General features: G+C 57.2%; 16 protein-coding genes. 4 read left to right on the top strand and 12 right to left on the bottom strand.

Annotation, left to right across the window (positions count from 1 at the left end; all coding sequences use genetic code 11):
- Positions 1–33: 33 nt before the first annotated feature.
- Positions 34–771, bottom strand: coding sequence for a substrate-binding periplasmic protein (locus tag JIO00_RS27380; protein ID WP_200667224.1), 738 nt, complete (start codon positions 769–771; stop codon positions 34–36).
- Positions 772–1,028: 257 nt separating this feature from the next.
- On the opposite strand from JIO00_RS27380, the gene JIO00_RS27385 reads away from it, so the two are divergent.
- On the top strand, positions 1,029–1,481 hold the full coding sequence (locus tag JIO00_RS27385; RefSeq protein ID WP_200667226.1) for a GNAT family N-acetyltransferase: 453 nt from the start codon (positions 1,029–1,031) through the stop codon (positions 1,479–1,481).
- 96 nt (positions 1,482–1,577) lie between these two features.
- Here the strand turns inward: JIO00_RS27385 and JIO00_RS27390 are convergent, their stop codons facing one another.
- From JIO00_RS27390 to JIO00_RS27400, 3 genes are read right to left on the bottom strand one after another with little or no spacing between them, the layout of a single operon-like run.
- Positions 1,578–1,874: a winged helix-turn-helix domain-containing protein gene (locus JIO00_RS27390; protein WP_010466964.1), complete on the bottom strand. Its 297-nt coding sequence runs from the start codon at positions 1,872–1,874 to the stop codon at positions 1,578–1,580.
- Positions 1,875–1,887: 13 nt separating this feature from the next.
- The gene (locus JIO00_RS27395; protein ID WP_010466956.1) at positions 1,888–2,379 is read right to left on the bottom strand and encodes a M48 metallopeptidase family protein; all 492 of its coding nucleotides are present in this window, start codon (positions 2,377–2,379) and stop codon (positions 1,888–1,890) included.
- A 46-nt stretch (positions 2,380–2,425) separates the two neighbouring features.
- Positions 2,426–4,549: a putative bifunctional diguanylate cyclase/phosphodiesterase gene (locus JIO00_RS27400; protein WP_077747257.1), complete on the bottom strand. Its 2,124-nt coding sequence runs from the start codon at positions 4,547–4,549 to the stop codon at positions 2,426–2,428.
- Between the two features lie 325 nt (positions 4,550–4,874).
- On the opposite strand from JIO00_RS27400, the gene JIO00_RS27405 reads away from it, so the two are divergent.
- Entirely contained in the window at positions 4,875–5,543 is a 669-nt protein-coding gene (locus tag JIO00_RS27405; RefSeq protein WP_077747256.1) for a polysaccharide lyase family 7 protein, read from the top strand.
- Positions 5,544–5,969: 426 nt separating this feature from the next.
- Complete coding sequence (locus JIO00_RS27410; RefSeq protein WP_077747255.1) at positions 5,970–6,263, top strand: fructose-bisphosphate aldolase; 294 nt, start codon at positions 5,970–5,972, stop codon at positions 6,261–6,263.
- Between the two features lie 106 nt (positions 6,264–6,369).
- Here JIO00_RS27410 and JIO00_RS27415 read toward each other — a convergent pair whose 3' ends face one another.
- Positions 6,370–6,615, bottom strand: a complete 246-nt coding sequence (locus tag JIO00_RS27415; protein WP_154912927.1) for a hypothetical protein — start codon at positions 6,613–6,615, stop codon at positions 6,370–6,372.
- A gap of 315 nt (positions 6,616–6,930) precedes the next feature.
- On the opposite strand from JIO00_RS27415, the gene JIO00_RS27420 reads away from it, so the two are divergent.
- On the top strand, positions 6,931–7,653 hold the full coding sequence (locus tag JIO00_RS27420; RefSeq protein WP_200668678.1) for a transposase: 723 nt from the start codon (positions 6,931–6,933) through the stop codon (positions 7,651–7,653).
- Between the two features lie 95 nt (positions 7,654–7,748).
- On the opposite strand, the gene JIO00_RS27425 is transcribed toward JIO00_RS27420, so the two are convergent.
- From JIO00_RS27425 to tkt, 7 genes are all read right to left on the bottom strand, one after another.
- Positions 7,749–8,075: a hypothetical protein gene (locus JIO00_RS27425; protein WP_010466945.1), complete on the bottom strand. Its 327-nt coding sequence runs from the start codon at positions 8,073–8,075 to the stop codon at positions 7,749–7,751.
- A gap of 340 nt (positions 8,076–8,415) precedes the next feature.
- A complete protein-coding gene (gene fba / locus JIO00_RS27430) occupies positions 8,416–9,480 on the bottom strand; it encodes a class II fructose-bisphosphate aldolase (RefSeq protein ID WP_008081027.1) in 1,065 nt (354 codons plus the stop codon).
- A gap of 252 nt (positions 9,481–9,732) precedes the next feature.
- Positions 9,733–10,065, bottom strand: a complete 333-nt coding sequence (locus tag JIO00_RS27435) for an MliC family protein (RefSeq protein WP_010466938.1) — start codon at positions 10,063–10,065, stop codon at positions 9,733–9,735.
- A gap of 56 nt (positions 10,066–10,121) precedes the next feature.
- Positions 10,122–10,343, bottom strand: coding sequence for a hypothetical protein (locus JIO00_RS27440; protein ID WP_010466937.1), 222 nt, complete (start codon positions 10,341–10,343; stop codon positions 10,122–10,124).
- A 34-nt stretch (positions 10,344–10,377) separates the two neighbouring features.
- Positions 10,378–11,541 (bottom strand): phosphoglycerate kinase, encoded by a 1,164-nt coding sequence (locus tag JIO00_RS27445; RefSeq protein WP_077747250.1) that lies wholly within the window; start codon positions 11,539–11,541, stop codon positions 10,378–10,380.
- Between the two features lie 17 nt (positions 11,542–11,558).
- Positions 11,559–12,611, bottom strand: coding sequence for an erythrose-4-phosphate dehydrogenase (gene epd / locus JIO00_RS27450; RefSeq protein ID WP_010466935.1), 1,053 nt, complete (start codon positions 12,609–12,611; stop codon positions 11,559–11,561).
- Between the two features lie 159 nt (positions 12,612–12,770).
- Positions 12,771–14,768 carry a transketolase gene (tkt, locus tag JIO00_RS27455; RefSeq protein WP_154912929.1) on the bottom strand — a complete coding sequence of 666 codons (1,998 nt, stop codon included), beginning with the start codon at positions 14,766–14,768 and terminating at the stop codon, positions 12,771–12,773.
- Positions 14,769–15,026 lie beyond the last annotated feature (258 nt).

Below are 15,026 nucleotides of genomic sequence, written 5' to 3' on the forward strand. Positions count from 1 at the left end.
TGCTCGCGATAGGGCCATCAGCCACACCGAAGCTTACATCCCATGCTGCTTCATCAACCGCTCATAACTGCCATCAGCCTTCATCTCCGCAATCTCGCGATCGAAACCGGCGACGATCTGTTCATGCTGCGGATTTTTCAGGCTGACCAATATGTGCAAGCTGTTCTCGCTCAATGCCTTGGGCAGGAACTCCACGGCATTGCGCACCTTGGATGATTCCCGAGCCAGGTAATAACGGGCGACGTATTCGTCTTCCAGCGTCAACTTGACCCGGTCTGCCGCGACCATGCGCACGGCCATGGCGAAGTTATGCACGGGGACTTTCTGCAACGACACGTCCTCATCAAATTCCGGTGAATAGGCATAACCGCGCACCACTGCAATAGGGTAAGTGTGCAATTGCTGCAAGTTGTTGTATTCGATGGGCGCGTCTTTACGCTTGAGAAAACGCACGCGGTTGAGCAGGTATTCGCCGGAAAACTGGCCCAGCTTGGTGCGCTCGTCGGTGTACCAGGCGTTGACCAGCACGTCGTAACGACCTTCACCGACGCCGAGCAACGCTCGCGCCCAGGGCACCTGCTCGAAATCACTGGCGTAACCGGCCCGTGCCAGCGCAGTGCTGACAATGTCAGTGGCCAAGCCACCGTTGACCAGCGTGGCGTCGGTAAACGGTGGCCAGGCGTCGGCGACCAGACGCAGCTTCTCCGCTACCGCGCTCTGTGTCAGCAACAGCAGAACGATCAAAGCAAACGCTCGATGCAATCGCGGCATGCTAGAAAATCCTTAGCGGGCGGGCTGCCCGACGCATTTTTCTGCCAAAACTCCAAGACACATGTATCAGCACCCAAGTACTCAACATTAGCTCATTGAAGCCACTGCACTGCGCTCAATCGCAGATTACACAAAGAAGACAGTGCCGCGAGAAATGAATGATGGCATTTTGGCCTTCGTCACAGATTGCTCCGTCATAAAGACATATATCGCCGGGACGCTTAGTATCCGAAGGACGTTGCTCAAGGAAAGTGAAGATGACAATCGATTGGGTCTGCAAACACCACAGCGATCTGGGGAAAGAGCAGCTGTACGCCATTCTCCAGTTGCGCGCAGAAGTGTTCGTCGTCGAACAGAAATGCGCTTATCAGGATGTCGATGGCCAGGATCTGGAAGGGGACACCTGCCATTTGATGGCGTGGGATGGGGATCGGCTGGTGGCCTATCTGCGCTTGCTCGACCCGGAAACGCAGGGCGGCGACGTGGTGATCGGGCGGGTGATTATCGCGCCTGGCGCCCGTGGCACCGGGCTGGGGCACGAGTTGATGGCCCAGGCGTTGAAGCAGGCCGCGAAACGCTGGCCTGAGGTGCGGATCTATCTTTCGGCCCAAGCGCATTTGCAGGGGTATTACGGGCGGTACGGGTTTGTGGTGTCGGGTGAGGAGTTTCTGGAGGATGACATTCCGCATATCGGGATGCGTCGCCCTTAAGGGCCCTATCGCGAGCAGGCTCGCTCCCACAGGGGACCGCGGTCAAATGTGGGAGCGAGCCTGCTCGCGATGGCGTCAGCTGTATCATCGAAGAACTCAGGGATACTCGAGCACCGCTTTAATCTGCCGCAGATTCCGCTCGATCCACCCCCGATCAATCGCCCCCCACTCGCGAATCCGATAGCGCCCCGCATGATTGCGCGCGCCCTCTTCCTGCTCGAACTCGCAAATGATGTCCAGGTCCGCCAATGCGGCAATTGTGTCCTGCGCCGTGCGCCGGGGCATGCCGGTTGCTTCGGTCAGCGCCGGGACGCTGCTGGCCAACCCGCTGTCGATCAGGTAGGCCACGTACAACCGGCGATAAAAGCTGCTCTTGGTCTTGCTTACATCCATTCAAACACTCCCTTTACTGCATATCCCGCCACGTCAGGTACACCCGCAGATCAAATTCCACCTGGTGATACCCCGGCAACATGTGTTCGCAGAGCTTGTAGAACGCCTTGTTGTGATCCGACTCTTTAAAGTGCGCCAGCTCATGCACGACGATCATTTTCAGAAACTCGGAGGGTGCTTCCTTGAACAACGAGGCCACCCGGATTTCCTTCTTGGACTTGAGCTTGCCGCCCTGCACCCGCGAGATTGTCGTGTGCAGGCCAAGGGCGCGATGGGTCAGGTCGAGGCGGTTGTCGAACAGCACCTTGTCGATGGCCGGCGCGTTGCGCAGGTATTCCTGCTTGAGGTCCAGCGCGAAGGTGTACAGCGCCTTGTCGCTCTGCACCGCGTGTTTTTCCGGGTAGCGCTTGCTCAGGTAGTCGCCCAGCCGACCTTCGGTGATCAGCTGGCGCACCTGGTCCTGCAACGCAGCGGGATAGGCCTGGAGGTATTTCAACGCGGTCATCAGGGTCGGCAACACGAATAACGAAAAGGTCGCCAGTGTAGCGAATTCAGCGGATCAGCGCGCTCCAGTCAAACGGCGTCACAAAGTCGCCGGCATCCTCGGCCATCATCGGCCGCCCCACCAGAAAACCTTGCACGTACTGGCAGCCGTTGGCTTGCAGCCATTCATATTGCGCGATGGTTTCCACCCCTTCGGCAATCACCAGCATCCCGTATTGCTTGCACAGGTCGATCACATTGCGCACCAGCGCCGCGTCCCGTTCTGACGCCGGCAATCGGGCGATCAAATGCCGGTCAAACTTGAGCGTGTCCAGTTCCAGATCGCGCAGATGCGCCAGTGAGCACGGTCCGGAGCCGAAGTCATCCAGCGCCACACGCACTCCAAGATTGCGCAGCAAGCGCAGGGTCTTGCGGGTTTCTTCGGGGTTTTGCATCAACGCTTCTTCCGTCACTTCGACTTCCAGATAACGCGGCTGCAAGCCGTGACGCTCCAGCACCTGGCGCAATTCAGTGACCAGGTTGGGCATGCCGAACTGGGTGCTGCTCAAACTGACGCCCAGCACCAGGTCTTCGGCAAACAAGGTTTCCCACGCTTTGCGCTGGCCGGCCCCGCGATGGTAAATCCAGCTGCCCAGACGACTGATCAGCCGCGCCTCTTCCAGCAACGGCAAAAACAGCCCCGGCGGCACGTCACCGACGCTCGGGTGCTGCCAACGCAGCAGCGCTTCGAAACCACGAATCTGCCCGCTGTCTATCGCCACCTGCGGCTGATACACGAGGTTGAAATCACGGTTCTCAATGGCGGTGCGCACGCTATCTTCGAGCATCAGCCGCGAGCGCGCCCGGCCATTCATGTCGTGATCGTAGAAACGGTATTGCTGACGGCCGGCCCGTTTGGCTTCGTACATGGCAATGTCCGACGCACGCAGCAAGCCGTCGAGGTTCGAACCGCAATCCGGGTACGTGGCGATGCCGATGCTGGCGCCCAAGGCGATATCCAGACCATCAATCTGCTGACAGATCGACACCCGCTCAATGAGCTTCTCGGCGATCTTCGCCGCTTGCTCCGGGAACTCCAGATCCAGCAGCGCCGTGAACTCATCGCCGCCCATGCGCGCCAGAATGTCAAAGGGCCGCAGACAGGCTTTCAATTGCTCGGACACCCAGCGCAGCACCCGGTCGCCGGCATCGTGGCCGAGGGAATCGTTGACGCGCTTGAAGCCGTCGAGGTCCAGGTACAGCAGCACCCAGGCGCTGTCGGACCGTTCACCGCGCAACAGCAGATTCTCCACCGTCTGGTAGAAACCGCGACGATTGAGCAGCCCGGTCAGCGGATCCGTCACCGCCTGGAATTCCAGTTGCTGATGCAGATGGCGCACCACCGACATATCCAGCACCGTCACCACCATCGCATGTTGTTCGCTAGGCAATGGCGCACAAGACAGCGCCACCGGCACTTGCTGGCCGGGCGCCGTTCGCAGCAACGCGTCGTGCAGGCGCAGGGTTTCGCCGCGCCGGTAACCGGTATAAAAGTCAGAGTCCGCCCAGACCGGGATGTGCGGCTTTTGCAGAAAATCCAGAAACTCTTTGCCTTGCAGGTCTTGCACCGTGGCATTGAGCAACCGGGACATCGCCGGGTTGGCAAAGCGGATCACACCGTCCTCACCCACCACCAGGATGCCTTCGGCGGCGTTGTCCAGCACCGAGGCATTAAACGCGCGAGCGACCTCCAGATCGTGGCTCAGGCGCTGCAAGGCACGGCGATTGCGTTGATGCTCGAGCAACGCTTGAACTTTGGGCTTGAGAATTTGCGGGTCGAACGGCTTGAACAGGTAATCCACCGCACCACTGGCATAGCCCTTGATCACGGCGTCCTGGGACTGTTCGTTAGCGGTCAGGAAAATAATCGGTGTGAGACGGGTTCGCTGACTGCCGCGCATCAGGCGCGCCACTTCAAAACCATCCATGCCCGGCATCTGCACATCCAGCAGCACCAGGTCGACATCGTGTTCGAGCAGCAGACTGAGCGCTTCGAAACCGGAAGCTGCGGTAATGACCTGCCAATCCTGGCGCTGGAGCAACGCGCGCAAGCTGATCAGGTTTTCAGGGTAATCATCGACGATTAAAAGGATCGAGCTGCCTTCAGCTGGCGTGGGGTGCGCGCATTCCATGCTGCTTCTCTTATTTCGGGGCGTCAGGCCAGTCTCTCGTGAAAACCGGCCAAATACTGAGCCTTCACTCTAGACCGGGATCCGCAAAAGCAGAAGCTGCCAGTGCGCCATCATTTAACCATCACGTACATTTGCCGACTAACGGTCGCTTCTACAGCCCCCTGAAACCGGGGAAGATGGCCTTTTGACAGGATTTTGACGCCATCCATCTGTCATTTTCGCATTAACAAATTGAACTTCTACGCTTATAAGGATGGCCCCCAAGGCCCGCGCCAGAGCTTCTGGCACGGGCGTGCAGCAAAAAAAATCGTGGAAGCTTTTGACTATGATCGATCTCGCAACCTGGAACCTTAGTGTTCCTGTCGGCAGTCCGCCGTACACCGTTGACACCCCTAAACTGGTGAACGGCTTCAAGGATCAATACTTCCACTCCGACACCGGCACCCTGTTTTTCTGGTCCCCGGTCACCGGCTCCAAAACTGCAAATGCAAAATACCCCCGCACCGAACTGCGCGAAACCTACAGTAACGGCACCCTGAAAAACTGGCTCTACCCGGACGCCGACAACTCCCTACGCGCCACCCTCGCAGTCAACCAGGTACCGAGCACAGGCAAAATCGTCATCGGCCAGATCCACGCCTATGAAAGCCAGAAACCCATGGTGAAGCTCGAGTATCAGTACAAGACCAGCACGCAATCGGGCAACATCGTCGCCAAGGTGCGCATGCGCCCGGATGACGACGAAGGCCGGATCATCACCATCGCCACCGGGGTGAAACTTGACCGGGAGTTCTCCTACCTCATCCACCTGAGCCCGGGCGGCGCGCTGGGCATCAGTGCGGCGGGGTATCAGTGGGACACCGACATCAGCGCGACGTGGCGGGACAAACCGCTGTATTTCAAGGCCGGGGTCTATGTGCAAGACCACACCGGGTACACCAGCGAAGGTGGGAAAGTGACGTTCAGCAAGTTGGATATTGATCACGATAAGTAAGAACACCTCTGCCCCTGTAGCAGTTGTCGAGCAACGCGAGGCTGCGTTCGAGGATGAAGTCCTCTCAATCTCGACAGCTGCTACATCGTCCGAAAAACGCGTAGGACGCCTCTGACTGTGGCGAGGGAGCTTGCTCCCGCTGGGCTACGAAGTAGCCCCAAATCCTGCCACCTGATTCCCACAGACACACCACGCCACCGATTCACGGCGCCCACGTCGCCGAATGGGAACGAGTGCCCTTGCCACAATGACCGCATACACGTCCTACAGCCCGGTTGCGGCTACCCGAATCGCTGTCCTCTAAAGTTGGCCTGTCGCTGACGTTGTTAGCGATAGGGTTTCGCAGCCCTGACGATACGTGTAGTAACCTAGCGCCTCGAAAAAAGGGGCACGTAAACGCTCGCCCTCCTTTGTTATGGTGGCTGTGTGTGGGAGACCTTCGGGTCTGCCGGGTTCCTCGTATCCTCGGTCTGCGAACCCGACTACCCCGTCCTGCTCATCGACAACGACGCCCCATTACGCGAACTCCACAACTGCGTCAGCGAACGCCTCAACGCCGTCCTCAAATATTTGAATCTGATGGCGTGCACCAGCCTGCCGGACTACGCCGAGAACGACATCAACACCGTCACCAACATTGCCCGGATCATGGTTCAGGACGTCGCCGACGTTTTTGGGGTCATTGAACAGCGCGGATTTGATACACCTAAGCAGCAGTAAAAATCAGGCAATAAAAACCCGCATCACTGCGGGTTTTTACTTAAATCAAGATAAAAATCATGGCGGACCGAAATACTCACAGCCGGCCCGCAGCGCGCCCTGACTTTCATCTCGCTTTTGCTGTTATCTGCGGAACACGCAGGTCCTTTATAGTTTTTACTAAGATCTCTTTATCATGATCAGTGCCAACCAACGTCAACTTCAGCTTATTATCTTCATACGAAACAAAAAGACCTGACACTGTGGTGCCATCATCCAGAGTCACATCAATCCGCTCCCCGCCATTCAGCGAACTCAATCGAGCTGGAATAGAAAGTTGAGTATTACTCCCGCCAAATTTACTATTTTCCATGACCCTGCTCTCCTTCAATAATAGTAAAAAGAAACCGACCAGCCTTATGCTCAAAGAAAGGGGACAGATTTATTTAACACTTCCCTTCCTTTTCTCTCGGTTACGCATTAAACAATAGGCGGCAGCCCGCATTAAATCACCTGTAATAAATGACAGTTTTTTATACGTTTTTGCGATAACGGAGTTCACTAAAAAGCAAGCGACAACTCGAATAAAGTAACGCAGGGGTCGATTAGCAAACAAATGGGACAGATTTATTTAATCGATTATCTGCTGCTATGCTTCACCCATCACTACAAGGACGTAGGAGGCTATATGCCCAGAATGGGACGAGTTGTTTTACCCAATTATCCGCATCATGTCGTGCAACGAGGCCACAATAGGCAGGTAGTGTTTGCCGAGCCGGGCGACTTCCAACGCTATCTCGACGACCTCCGAGAGCTCAAAACGCTATATGACGTTAAAGTCTATGCCTTCTTTTTAATGACCAATCATGTCCACTTACTCCTCGCACCAAGAGACTCCGCCGCGAGTCTCGGGCAATTGATGAAAGGCCTGGCAGGCCGCATGACGCGCTATCGCAACAAGCTGGAAGGACGCTCCGGAACCTTGTGGGAGAGCCGATACAAATCCAGCGTGGTTCAGACCGACACCTATTTGCTGGCTTGTAGTCGATACATCGAGCTAAATCCGGTGCGAGCGCAAATGGTACAGCGTGCACAGGATTACCCTTGGTCGAGTCTGCACCTTCGCCTCAACGAAGCAGCCGGAAATCATTGGCTTGATGAAGATCTTTGCTTTACCGAACTGGGCAACACTCACGCCGAGCGCCTTGCCCGCTATACCTCATTTATGGAACAAACGATTCCTTCCACAGAGTTGCAGTTGATCAGAGGCGCCCTTCAGCGCGGACAGCTGACGGGCAACCCCCGATTCACAGATGAGATTGAAAAAATCACCGGTTTGCGAATCTCACATCGAGTGCAAGGCAGACCTGCAAAACGACTCGAACAGAAGAACGCCGGGGACGATTATTAAATAAATCTGCGCCCTTTAAGTTAAAGAAAACGACTTTCAGAGAGCAAACAATGGGACGGTCAAGTAGATCCGCCCCCTTTTTTTCAGATCTTCATTTATGCTGTCTTTCCAAGACTTGCACTAAACACCGTGGCACCGCCGCCAAAATACGAAACAGTACCTTGCAGCAGTGAATAAGTTTTATCAGGCGACATTAATTTCATCTCATAACTCGGAGAGTCGTCACGAGATGCCAATACCAGATTAATAACAACCTTTGTATTGGGCTGACTCATATAATAAAAATTACCCCTTACATCATAGACCTTCCCCGCATACTCATATGTTCCGCCATTTATAATATCGCGACTAGCATCTGAGTCTGTGATCTTCAGAATAGCTTTGCTGTCACCATCTCCGCCTTCATATGCTCCATTCAACATTATATTAATCTCCATAATTGCAAATCAACAGAGCTAGCGAAATGAGTTCATTCACATCGCTTGCCCCTTGGATACGGCATATGAACGATATGTCAAAATAACTTGCGGATCACCTGTAACAAATTACAGTTCTTTATACAATTTCGAAATAACAAAAAGCGCGAAACACATGCTATCGCAACAGTACCAAGACAACGCGACCACTTAGGAACTATTCCAAAAATCAAGGTCGTACAAGATAAACATTATCGAGACAGAAAAATCGAATCAATTACGACTTCCTTACAAGCAAAAAACCCGCCTCTCGGCGGGTTTCTTATGCGACTCAAACGCTAAAAACTTAGTTAACCTTAGCGTTCAACTCACCCTTCAAATACCGCTGGTACATCGCTTCCAACGAGATCGGCTTGATCTTCGAAGCGTTACCCGCAGTACCGAATGCTTCGTAACGAGCGATACACACATCACGCATGGCAGTCACAGTCGCGCCGAAAAACTTGCGCGGATCGAACTCGCTCGGGTTGGTCGCCATCAACCGACGCATCGCACCGGTCGACGCCAAACGCAGGTCAGTATCAATGTTGACCTTACGCACGCCGTGCTTGATGCCTTCAACGATCTCTTCAACCGGCACGCCGTAGGTTTCTTTGATGTCGCCGCCGTACTGGTTGATGATCGCCAGCCACTCTTGCGGAACCGAAGAAGAACCGTGCATCACCAAGTGGGTGTTCGGGATGCGCTTGTGGATTTCTTTGATGCGGTCGATGGCCAGCACGTCGCCGGTAGGTGGCTTGGTGAATTTGTACGCGCCGTGGCTGGTGCCGATGGCGATGGCCAGGGCGTCGACCTGGGTGCGCTTGACGAAGTCAGCGGCTTCTTCCGGGTCGGTCAGCATCTGGCTGTGATCCAGAACGCCTTCGGCGCCGATACCGTCTTCTTCACCGGCCATGCCGGTTTCCAGCGAACCCAGGCAGCCCAGCTCGCCTTCTACCGAGACGCCGCAGGCGTGAGCCATGGCCACGGTTTGTTGGGTGACACGGACGTTGTAGTCGTAGTCGGTCGGGGTCTTGCCGTCTTCGCCCAGGGAACCGTCCATCATTACCGAGCTGAAGCCCAGCTGGATGGAGCGCTGGCAGACGTCAGGGCTGGTGCCGTGGTCCTGGTGCATGCACACCGGGATGTGCGGGAATTCTTCGATGGCGGCCAGGATCAGGTGACGCAGGAACGGTGCGCCGGCGTATTTGCGAGCACCGGCCGAGGCCTGGACGATCACCGGGGAGTCAGTCTTGTCAGCGGCTTCCATGATGGCGCGCATCTGCTCAAGGTTGTTGACGTTGAAGGCTGGAACGCCGTAGCCGAACTCGGCTGCGTGGTCCAGCATCTGGCGCATGCTGATAAGTGCCATTGTGTGTGTCTCTCCCGGTTTGGGTCGTTAATCGTGCCAGCCTGCCGGAGCGGCGGCGGCTATTCAAGTTATTGCAGATCGGGGGTTGGCCCGGGCTGCGAATTCGGTGTTGCCTGAATCTCTACAAGCCATCGAATTCCCGTAGGAACGAAGCTTGCTCGCGAAAGCAGTTTAACTGGCACCCCATGTGTTGAATGTGATGACGTCTTCGCGAGCAAGCTTCGCTCCTACAGGTTTCTCACAGGCCTTCAATTACTGCGCTTTACAACCGCGGCCAATCAAATCATTGGTGGCGACCCAGTACACCAGGCCTTCCTCACCTTTTACGTGAAACGCCAGCATGTCGTTGCTGTACAGCGAACCTTCGGCGCCCGGTTCAAGCTTCAAGCGGTAGACCTGATCGGCCCCGCCGAGGCGCGCGTCGACTTCCTTGCGGCTGTCGTCGGTGTAGCGCCAGAGCACTTTGGCCTGGCTGTCGCAGGTCCAGGTGGTCCAGTTGTCCGTCGATTCGGCAGGCTTGAACAGGTTGAAATTCGAGCAACCGGCCAGCAATGCCAACGCCGTAACGGCGATAAAACCTTTCATCCATGTTCCTCGACTGACGGCGCACGCCGCCAGCCCTGAGTAAAGTGTCTGACCCGTCAAGGGCAACCATGTTCCTTGGCCGGGGTCTGGGTCTCGTATTTCTCCAGGCCATCAGGCCCGGAACGCTTGTTGATCACCGGGTTGGTTTCCGCTTGCCAGTCGGCCTGGTAGCAGCCTTTTTCCACTGACTGCGGCGCAGGTTCCGGCTTGGCTTTCGGGTTACTCCCGCAAGCCACCAGCATACCCGCGGCGATCAACAGCGCTAATGGCTTGACCATGAGAACACTCCTTTGCGTGGCCAAATGAATGACCTCAGCCCTTGGCCCGGCTTTCCAGGACTTCAACGGCAGGCAAGACCTTGCCTTCCACGAACTCGAGGAACGCGCCGCCGCCGGTAGAAATGTAGGAGATCTGGTCGGCAACGCCATATTTATCGATGGCAGCCAGGGTGTCGCCGCCGCCAGCGATGGAGAACGCCGAGCTTTCCGCGATGGCCTGGGCCAGCACTTTGGTGCCGTTACCGAACTGGTCAAATTCGAACACGCCCACCGGACCGTTCCACAGGATGGTCTTGGACGACTTCAGCAGCTCGGCGAAATTCGCCGCGGTCTGCGGGCCGATATCCAGGATCATGTCGTCGGCGGCTACGTCAGCAATCAGCTTGACGGTGGCGGTCGCGCTTTCAGCGAATTCCTTGGCCACCACGACATCGACCGGCAGCGGCACGCTGACCTTGGCGGCGATGGCGCGAGCGGTGTCCAGCAGGTCCGGCTCGTACAGCGACTTGCCGACCGGGTGACCGGCAGCGGCCAGGAAGGTGTTGGCGATACCGCCGCCGACAATCAGCTGGTTGCAGATCTGGCTCAGGCTGTTCAGGACGTCGAGTTTGGTCGAGACCTTGGAACCGGCAACGATGGCAGCCATCGGCTGGGCCGGGGCACCAAGGGCTTTGCCCAGTGCGTCCAGCTCAGCTGCCAGCAGCGGGCCAGCGGCGGCGACTTTGGCGAACTTGGCCACGCCATGGGTCGAACCCTCGGCGCGGTGAGCGGTGCCGAAGGCGTCCATCACGAACACATCGCACAGGGCGGCGTATTGCTGGGCCAGTTCGTCAGCGTTCTTTTTCTCGCCTTTGTTGAAGCGCACGTTTTCGAACAGCACGATGTCGCCCGCTTTCACGTCAACGCCGCCCAGGTAATCGGCGACCAGCGGCACTTCGCGGCCCAGGGCCTTGCTCAGGTAGTCAGCGACTGGCTTGAGGCTGTTCTCGGCCGAGAATTCGCCTTCGGTCGGACGACCAAGGTGCGAGCAGACCATCACGGCCGCGCCTTTTTCCAGGGCCAGCTTGATGGTCGGCAGCGAAGCCAGGATTCGCGCATCGCTGGTGACAACACCGTCCTTGACTGGGACGTTGAGGTCTTCGCGGATCAGTACGCGCTTACCTTGCAGATCGAGGTCGGTCATCTTCAACACGGTCATGGGTCGCAATTCCTGGGTTACTGTTTTTTGGAAATAGCTGTTTGCAGATAGTGTTCTGCAACGTCCAGCATTCGGTTGGCAAAACCCCATTCGTTGTCGAACCAGGCCAGGATGTTCACCAGCCGTGGGCCGGAAACTCGGGTCTGACTGGCATCGACGATGGCCGAATGTGGGTCATGGTTGAAATCACAGCTTGCATGGGGAAGCTCGGTGTAGGCCAGAAGGCCTTTGAGCGGGCCGCTGGTGGCAGCCTCGCGCAGAATCCGGTTGACCTCGGTGGCGTCGGTGTCGCTGACGGTCTGCATCGTTATGTCGAGGCAAGACACGTTAACCGTCGGCACCCGCACGGCTTTGGCCTGAATTCGCCCGGCAAGTTCCGGCAGCAGGCGTTCGATGCCACGTGCCAGACCAGTGGACACCGGAATCACCGACTGGAACGCCGAACGCGTGCGGCGCAGGTCTTCGTGATGATAGGCGTCGATGACCGGCTGATCGTTCATTGCCGAGTGAATGGTGGTGATCGACACGTATTCCAGACCAATGGCCTGATCCAGCAGGCGCAACAGCGGAACGCCGCAGTTGGTGGTGCAGGACGCGTTGGACACCAGCAGCTCATCGCCGGTCAGGCAATCCTGGTTTACGCCGTAGACGATGGTGGCGTCGACATCCGCCTCACTGGCCATCGGCTGGGAAAACAGTACGCGGGGTGCGCCGGCGTCGAGGAAACGCTGGCCATCGGCACGCGTGTGGTAAGCGCCGGAGCACTCCAGCACCAGATCGACGCCCAGGGACGCCCAATCGATGCCTTCGGGGGTGGCACTGCGCAGGACTTTCACGCAGTCACCATTAATATGCAGACAATCGCCCTCTACTCGCACTTCGCCGGGAAAGCGCCCGTGAGTGGAGTCGAAGCGTGTCAGGTATTCGATGCTGGCCATGTCAGCCAGATCGTTGATCGCAACAATTTCAAACCCGGCCGCCGAGCCTCGCTCAAACAACGCACGCAAGACGCAACGACCAATCCGGCCGTAGCCGTTGAGTGCAACTTTGTAAGGACGCGGTTGAGGCATGGGGTTCTCGATGACGCTTGGGAATGAGGTTGCCAGGACTGCCGCCTTCGCGGGCAAGCCCGCTCCTACAGGTCTTCGGTTGTCTTGAAAACAACGCGATCCCTTGTAGGAGCGAGGCCTGCCCGCGAAGACTTCAGCCCCGATAACGCTACTTCTGGATCAGTCTTCCAGCAGCTCTTCAGCCTGACCCAGGATGTTTTCCAGGGTAAAGCCGAACTCTTCGAACAAGGCAGGCGCAGGCGCCGACTCGCCGTAGGTGGTCATGCCGATCACGCGGCCTTCCAGGCCCACGTACTTGTACCAGTAGTCCGCGTGCGCGGCTTCGATGGCGATACGGGCGCTGACTTGCAACGGCAGAACCGCTTGCTTGTAGCCGGCGTCCTGGGCATCGAACACGCTGGTGCACGGCATCGAAACAACACGCACCTTGCGACCTTGCTCGGTCAGCTTGTCGTAAGCCTGAACCGCCAGACCAACTTCCGAACCGGTGGAGATCAGGATCAGCTCAGGCTCGCCTGCACAGTCCTTCAACACGTAACCGCCACGGGCGATATCAGCGATCTGCAGCGCGCTGCGTTCCTGATGCTGCAGGTTCTGACGCGAGAAGATCAGCGCCGAAGGGCCGTCCTTGCGCTCGATGGCCTGTTTCCAGCAAACGGCCGATTCAACGGCATCGGCTGGACGCCAGGTGTCGAGGTTCGGTGTGCTGCGCAGGCTGGTCAGTTGCTCGATCGGCTGGTGAGTCGGGCCGTCTTCGCCCAGACCGATGGAGTCGTGGGTGTAGACGAACACCACGCGCTTCTTCATCAGCGAAGCCATGCGCACGGCGTTGCGGGCGTATTCCATGAACATCAGGAAGGTGGCGCCGTAAGGCACCAGACCGCCGTGCAGGGCCACGCCGTTCATGATCGCGCTCATGCCGAATTCGCGAACGCCGTAGTACATGTAGTTGCCGCTGGCGTCTTCAGCCGAAACACCTTTGCAACCTTTCCACAGGGTCAGGTTGGAACCGGCCAGGTCAGCGGAGCCGCCGAGCAGTTCAGGCAACAGCGGGCCGTAGGCATTCAGTGCGTTCTGGCTGGCTTTACGGCTGGCGATGGTTTCGCCCTTGGCCGCAACTTCAGCGATGTAAGCCGAGGCTTTTTCCGCGAAGTCTTCTGGCAGATCGCCGCCCAGGCGACGGACCAGTTCGTTGGCCAGCTCAGGGAAAGCCGCAGAGTAGGCAGCGAAACGCTGATCCCACTCGGCTTCGGCCGCGCGGCCAGCTTCCTTGGCGTCCCACTCGGCATAGATGTCAGCCGGGATTTCGAACGGACCGTGGTTCCATTTCAGCGCGGCACGGGTCAAGGCGATTTCCGCGTCACCCAATGGGGCGCCGTGGCAGTCTTCTTTACCTTGTTTGTTCGGCGAACCGAAACCGATGGTGGTCTTGCAGCAGATCAGGGTTGGCTGATCGCTTTTACGCGCGGTTTCGATCGCGGTCTTGATCTCTTCCGGATCATGACCGTCGACGTTGCGGATCACCTGCCAGTTGTAGGCTTCGAAACGCTTAGGCGTGTCGTCGGTGAACCAGCCTTCGACTTCGCCATCGATGGAGATGCCGTTGTCGTCGTAGAAAGCGATCAGCTTGCCCAGGCCCAATGTACCGGCCAGGGAGCCAACTTCGTGGGAAATGCCTTCCATCATGCAACCATCACCCAGGAAAACGTAGGTGTGGTGATCGACAACATTGTGGCCAGGACGGTTGAACTGCGCCGCCAGGACTTTTTCAGCCAGGGCGAAACCGACGGCGTTGGCCAGGCCTTGGCCCAGAGGACCGGTGGTGGTTTCAACGCCCGGGGTGTAGCCGAATTCCGGGTGACCCGGGGTGCGGCTGTGCAGTTGGCGGAAATTTTTCAGGTCATCGATCGACAGGTCGTAGCCGGTCAGGTGCAGCAACGAGTAGATCAACATCGAGCCGTGACCGTTGGACAGCACGAAGCGGTCACGGTCGGCGAACGATGGATTGCTCGGGTTGTGCTTCAGGTAGTCACGCCAAAGTACTTCGGCGATATCCGCCATACCCATCGGGGCACCGGGATGGCCGCTGTTGGCTTTTTGCACGGCATCCATGCTGAGGGCACGAATGGCGTTGGCACGCTCACGACGGCTGGGCATCGCTGTTCTCCTGCGGGTTCTGTATCGAGAGTGAATAAAACGAAACGGAAAAAAGGCGAGCATTTTCCCTCACCCACCCGCCTCGGGGCAATGACAGATAGTCATCTGGAGGCGTTTTTCCAATTGTTAACAGCGGTTTCGACTGATGAAACCTTTCTGCAGTTCGTTTGTTGACTGAACCTAACGTCTGGAAGTGCCATCTATCGACCAATATCAAAACTTTTTGATATTGCCCTTGCGGTGATTTCTGAGCGTCAC

Origin of the sequence: Pseudomonas sp. SW-3 (genome assembly GCF_016615645.1) — a bacterium.
Classification (GTDB): domain Bacteria; phylum Pseudomonadota; class Gammaproteobacteria; order Pseudomonadales; family Pseudomonadaceae; genus Aquipseudomonas; species Aquipseudomonas mandelii.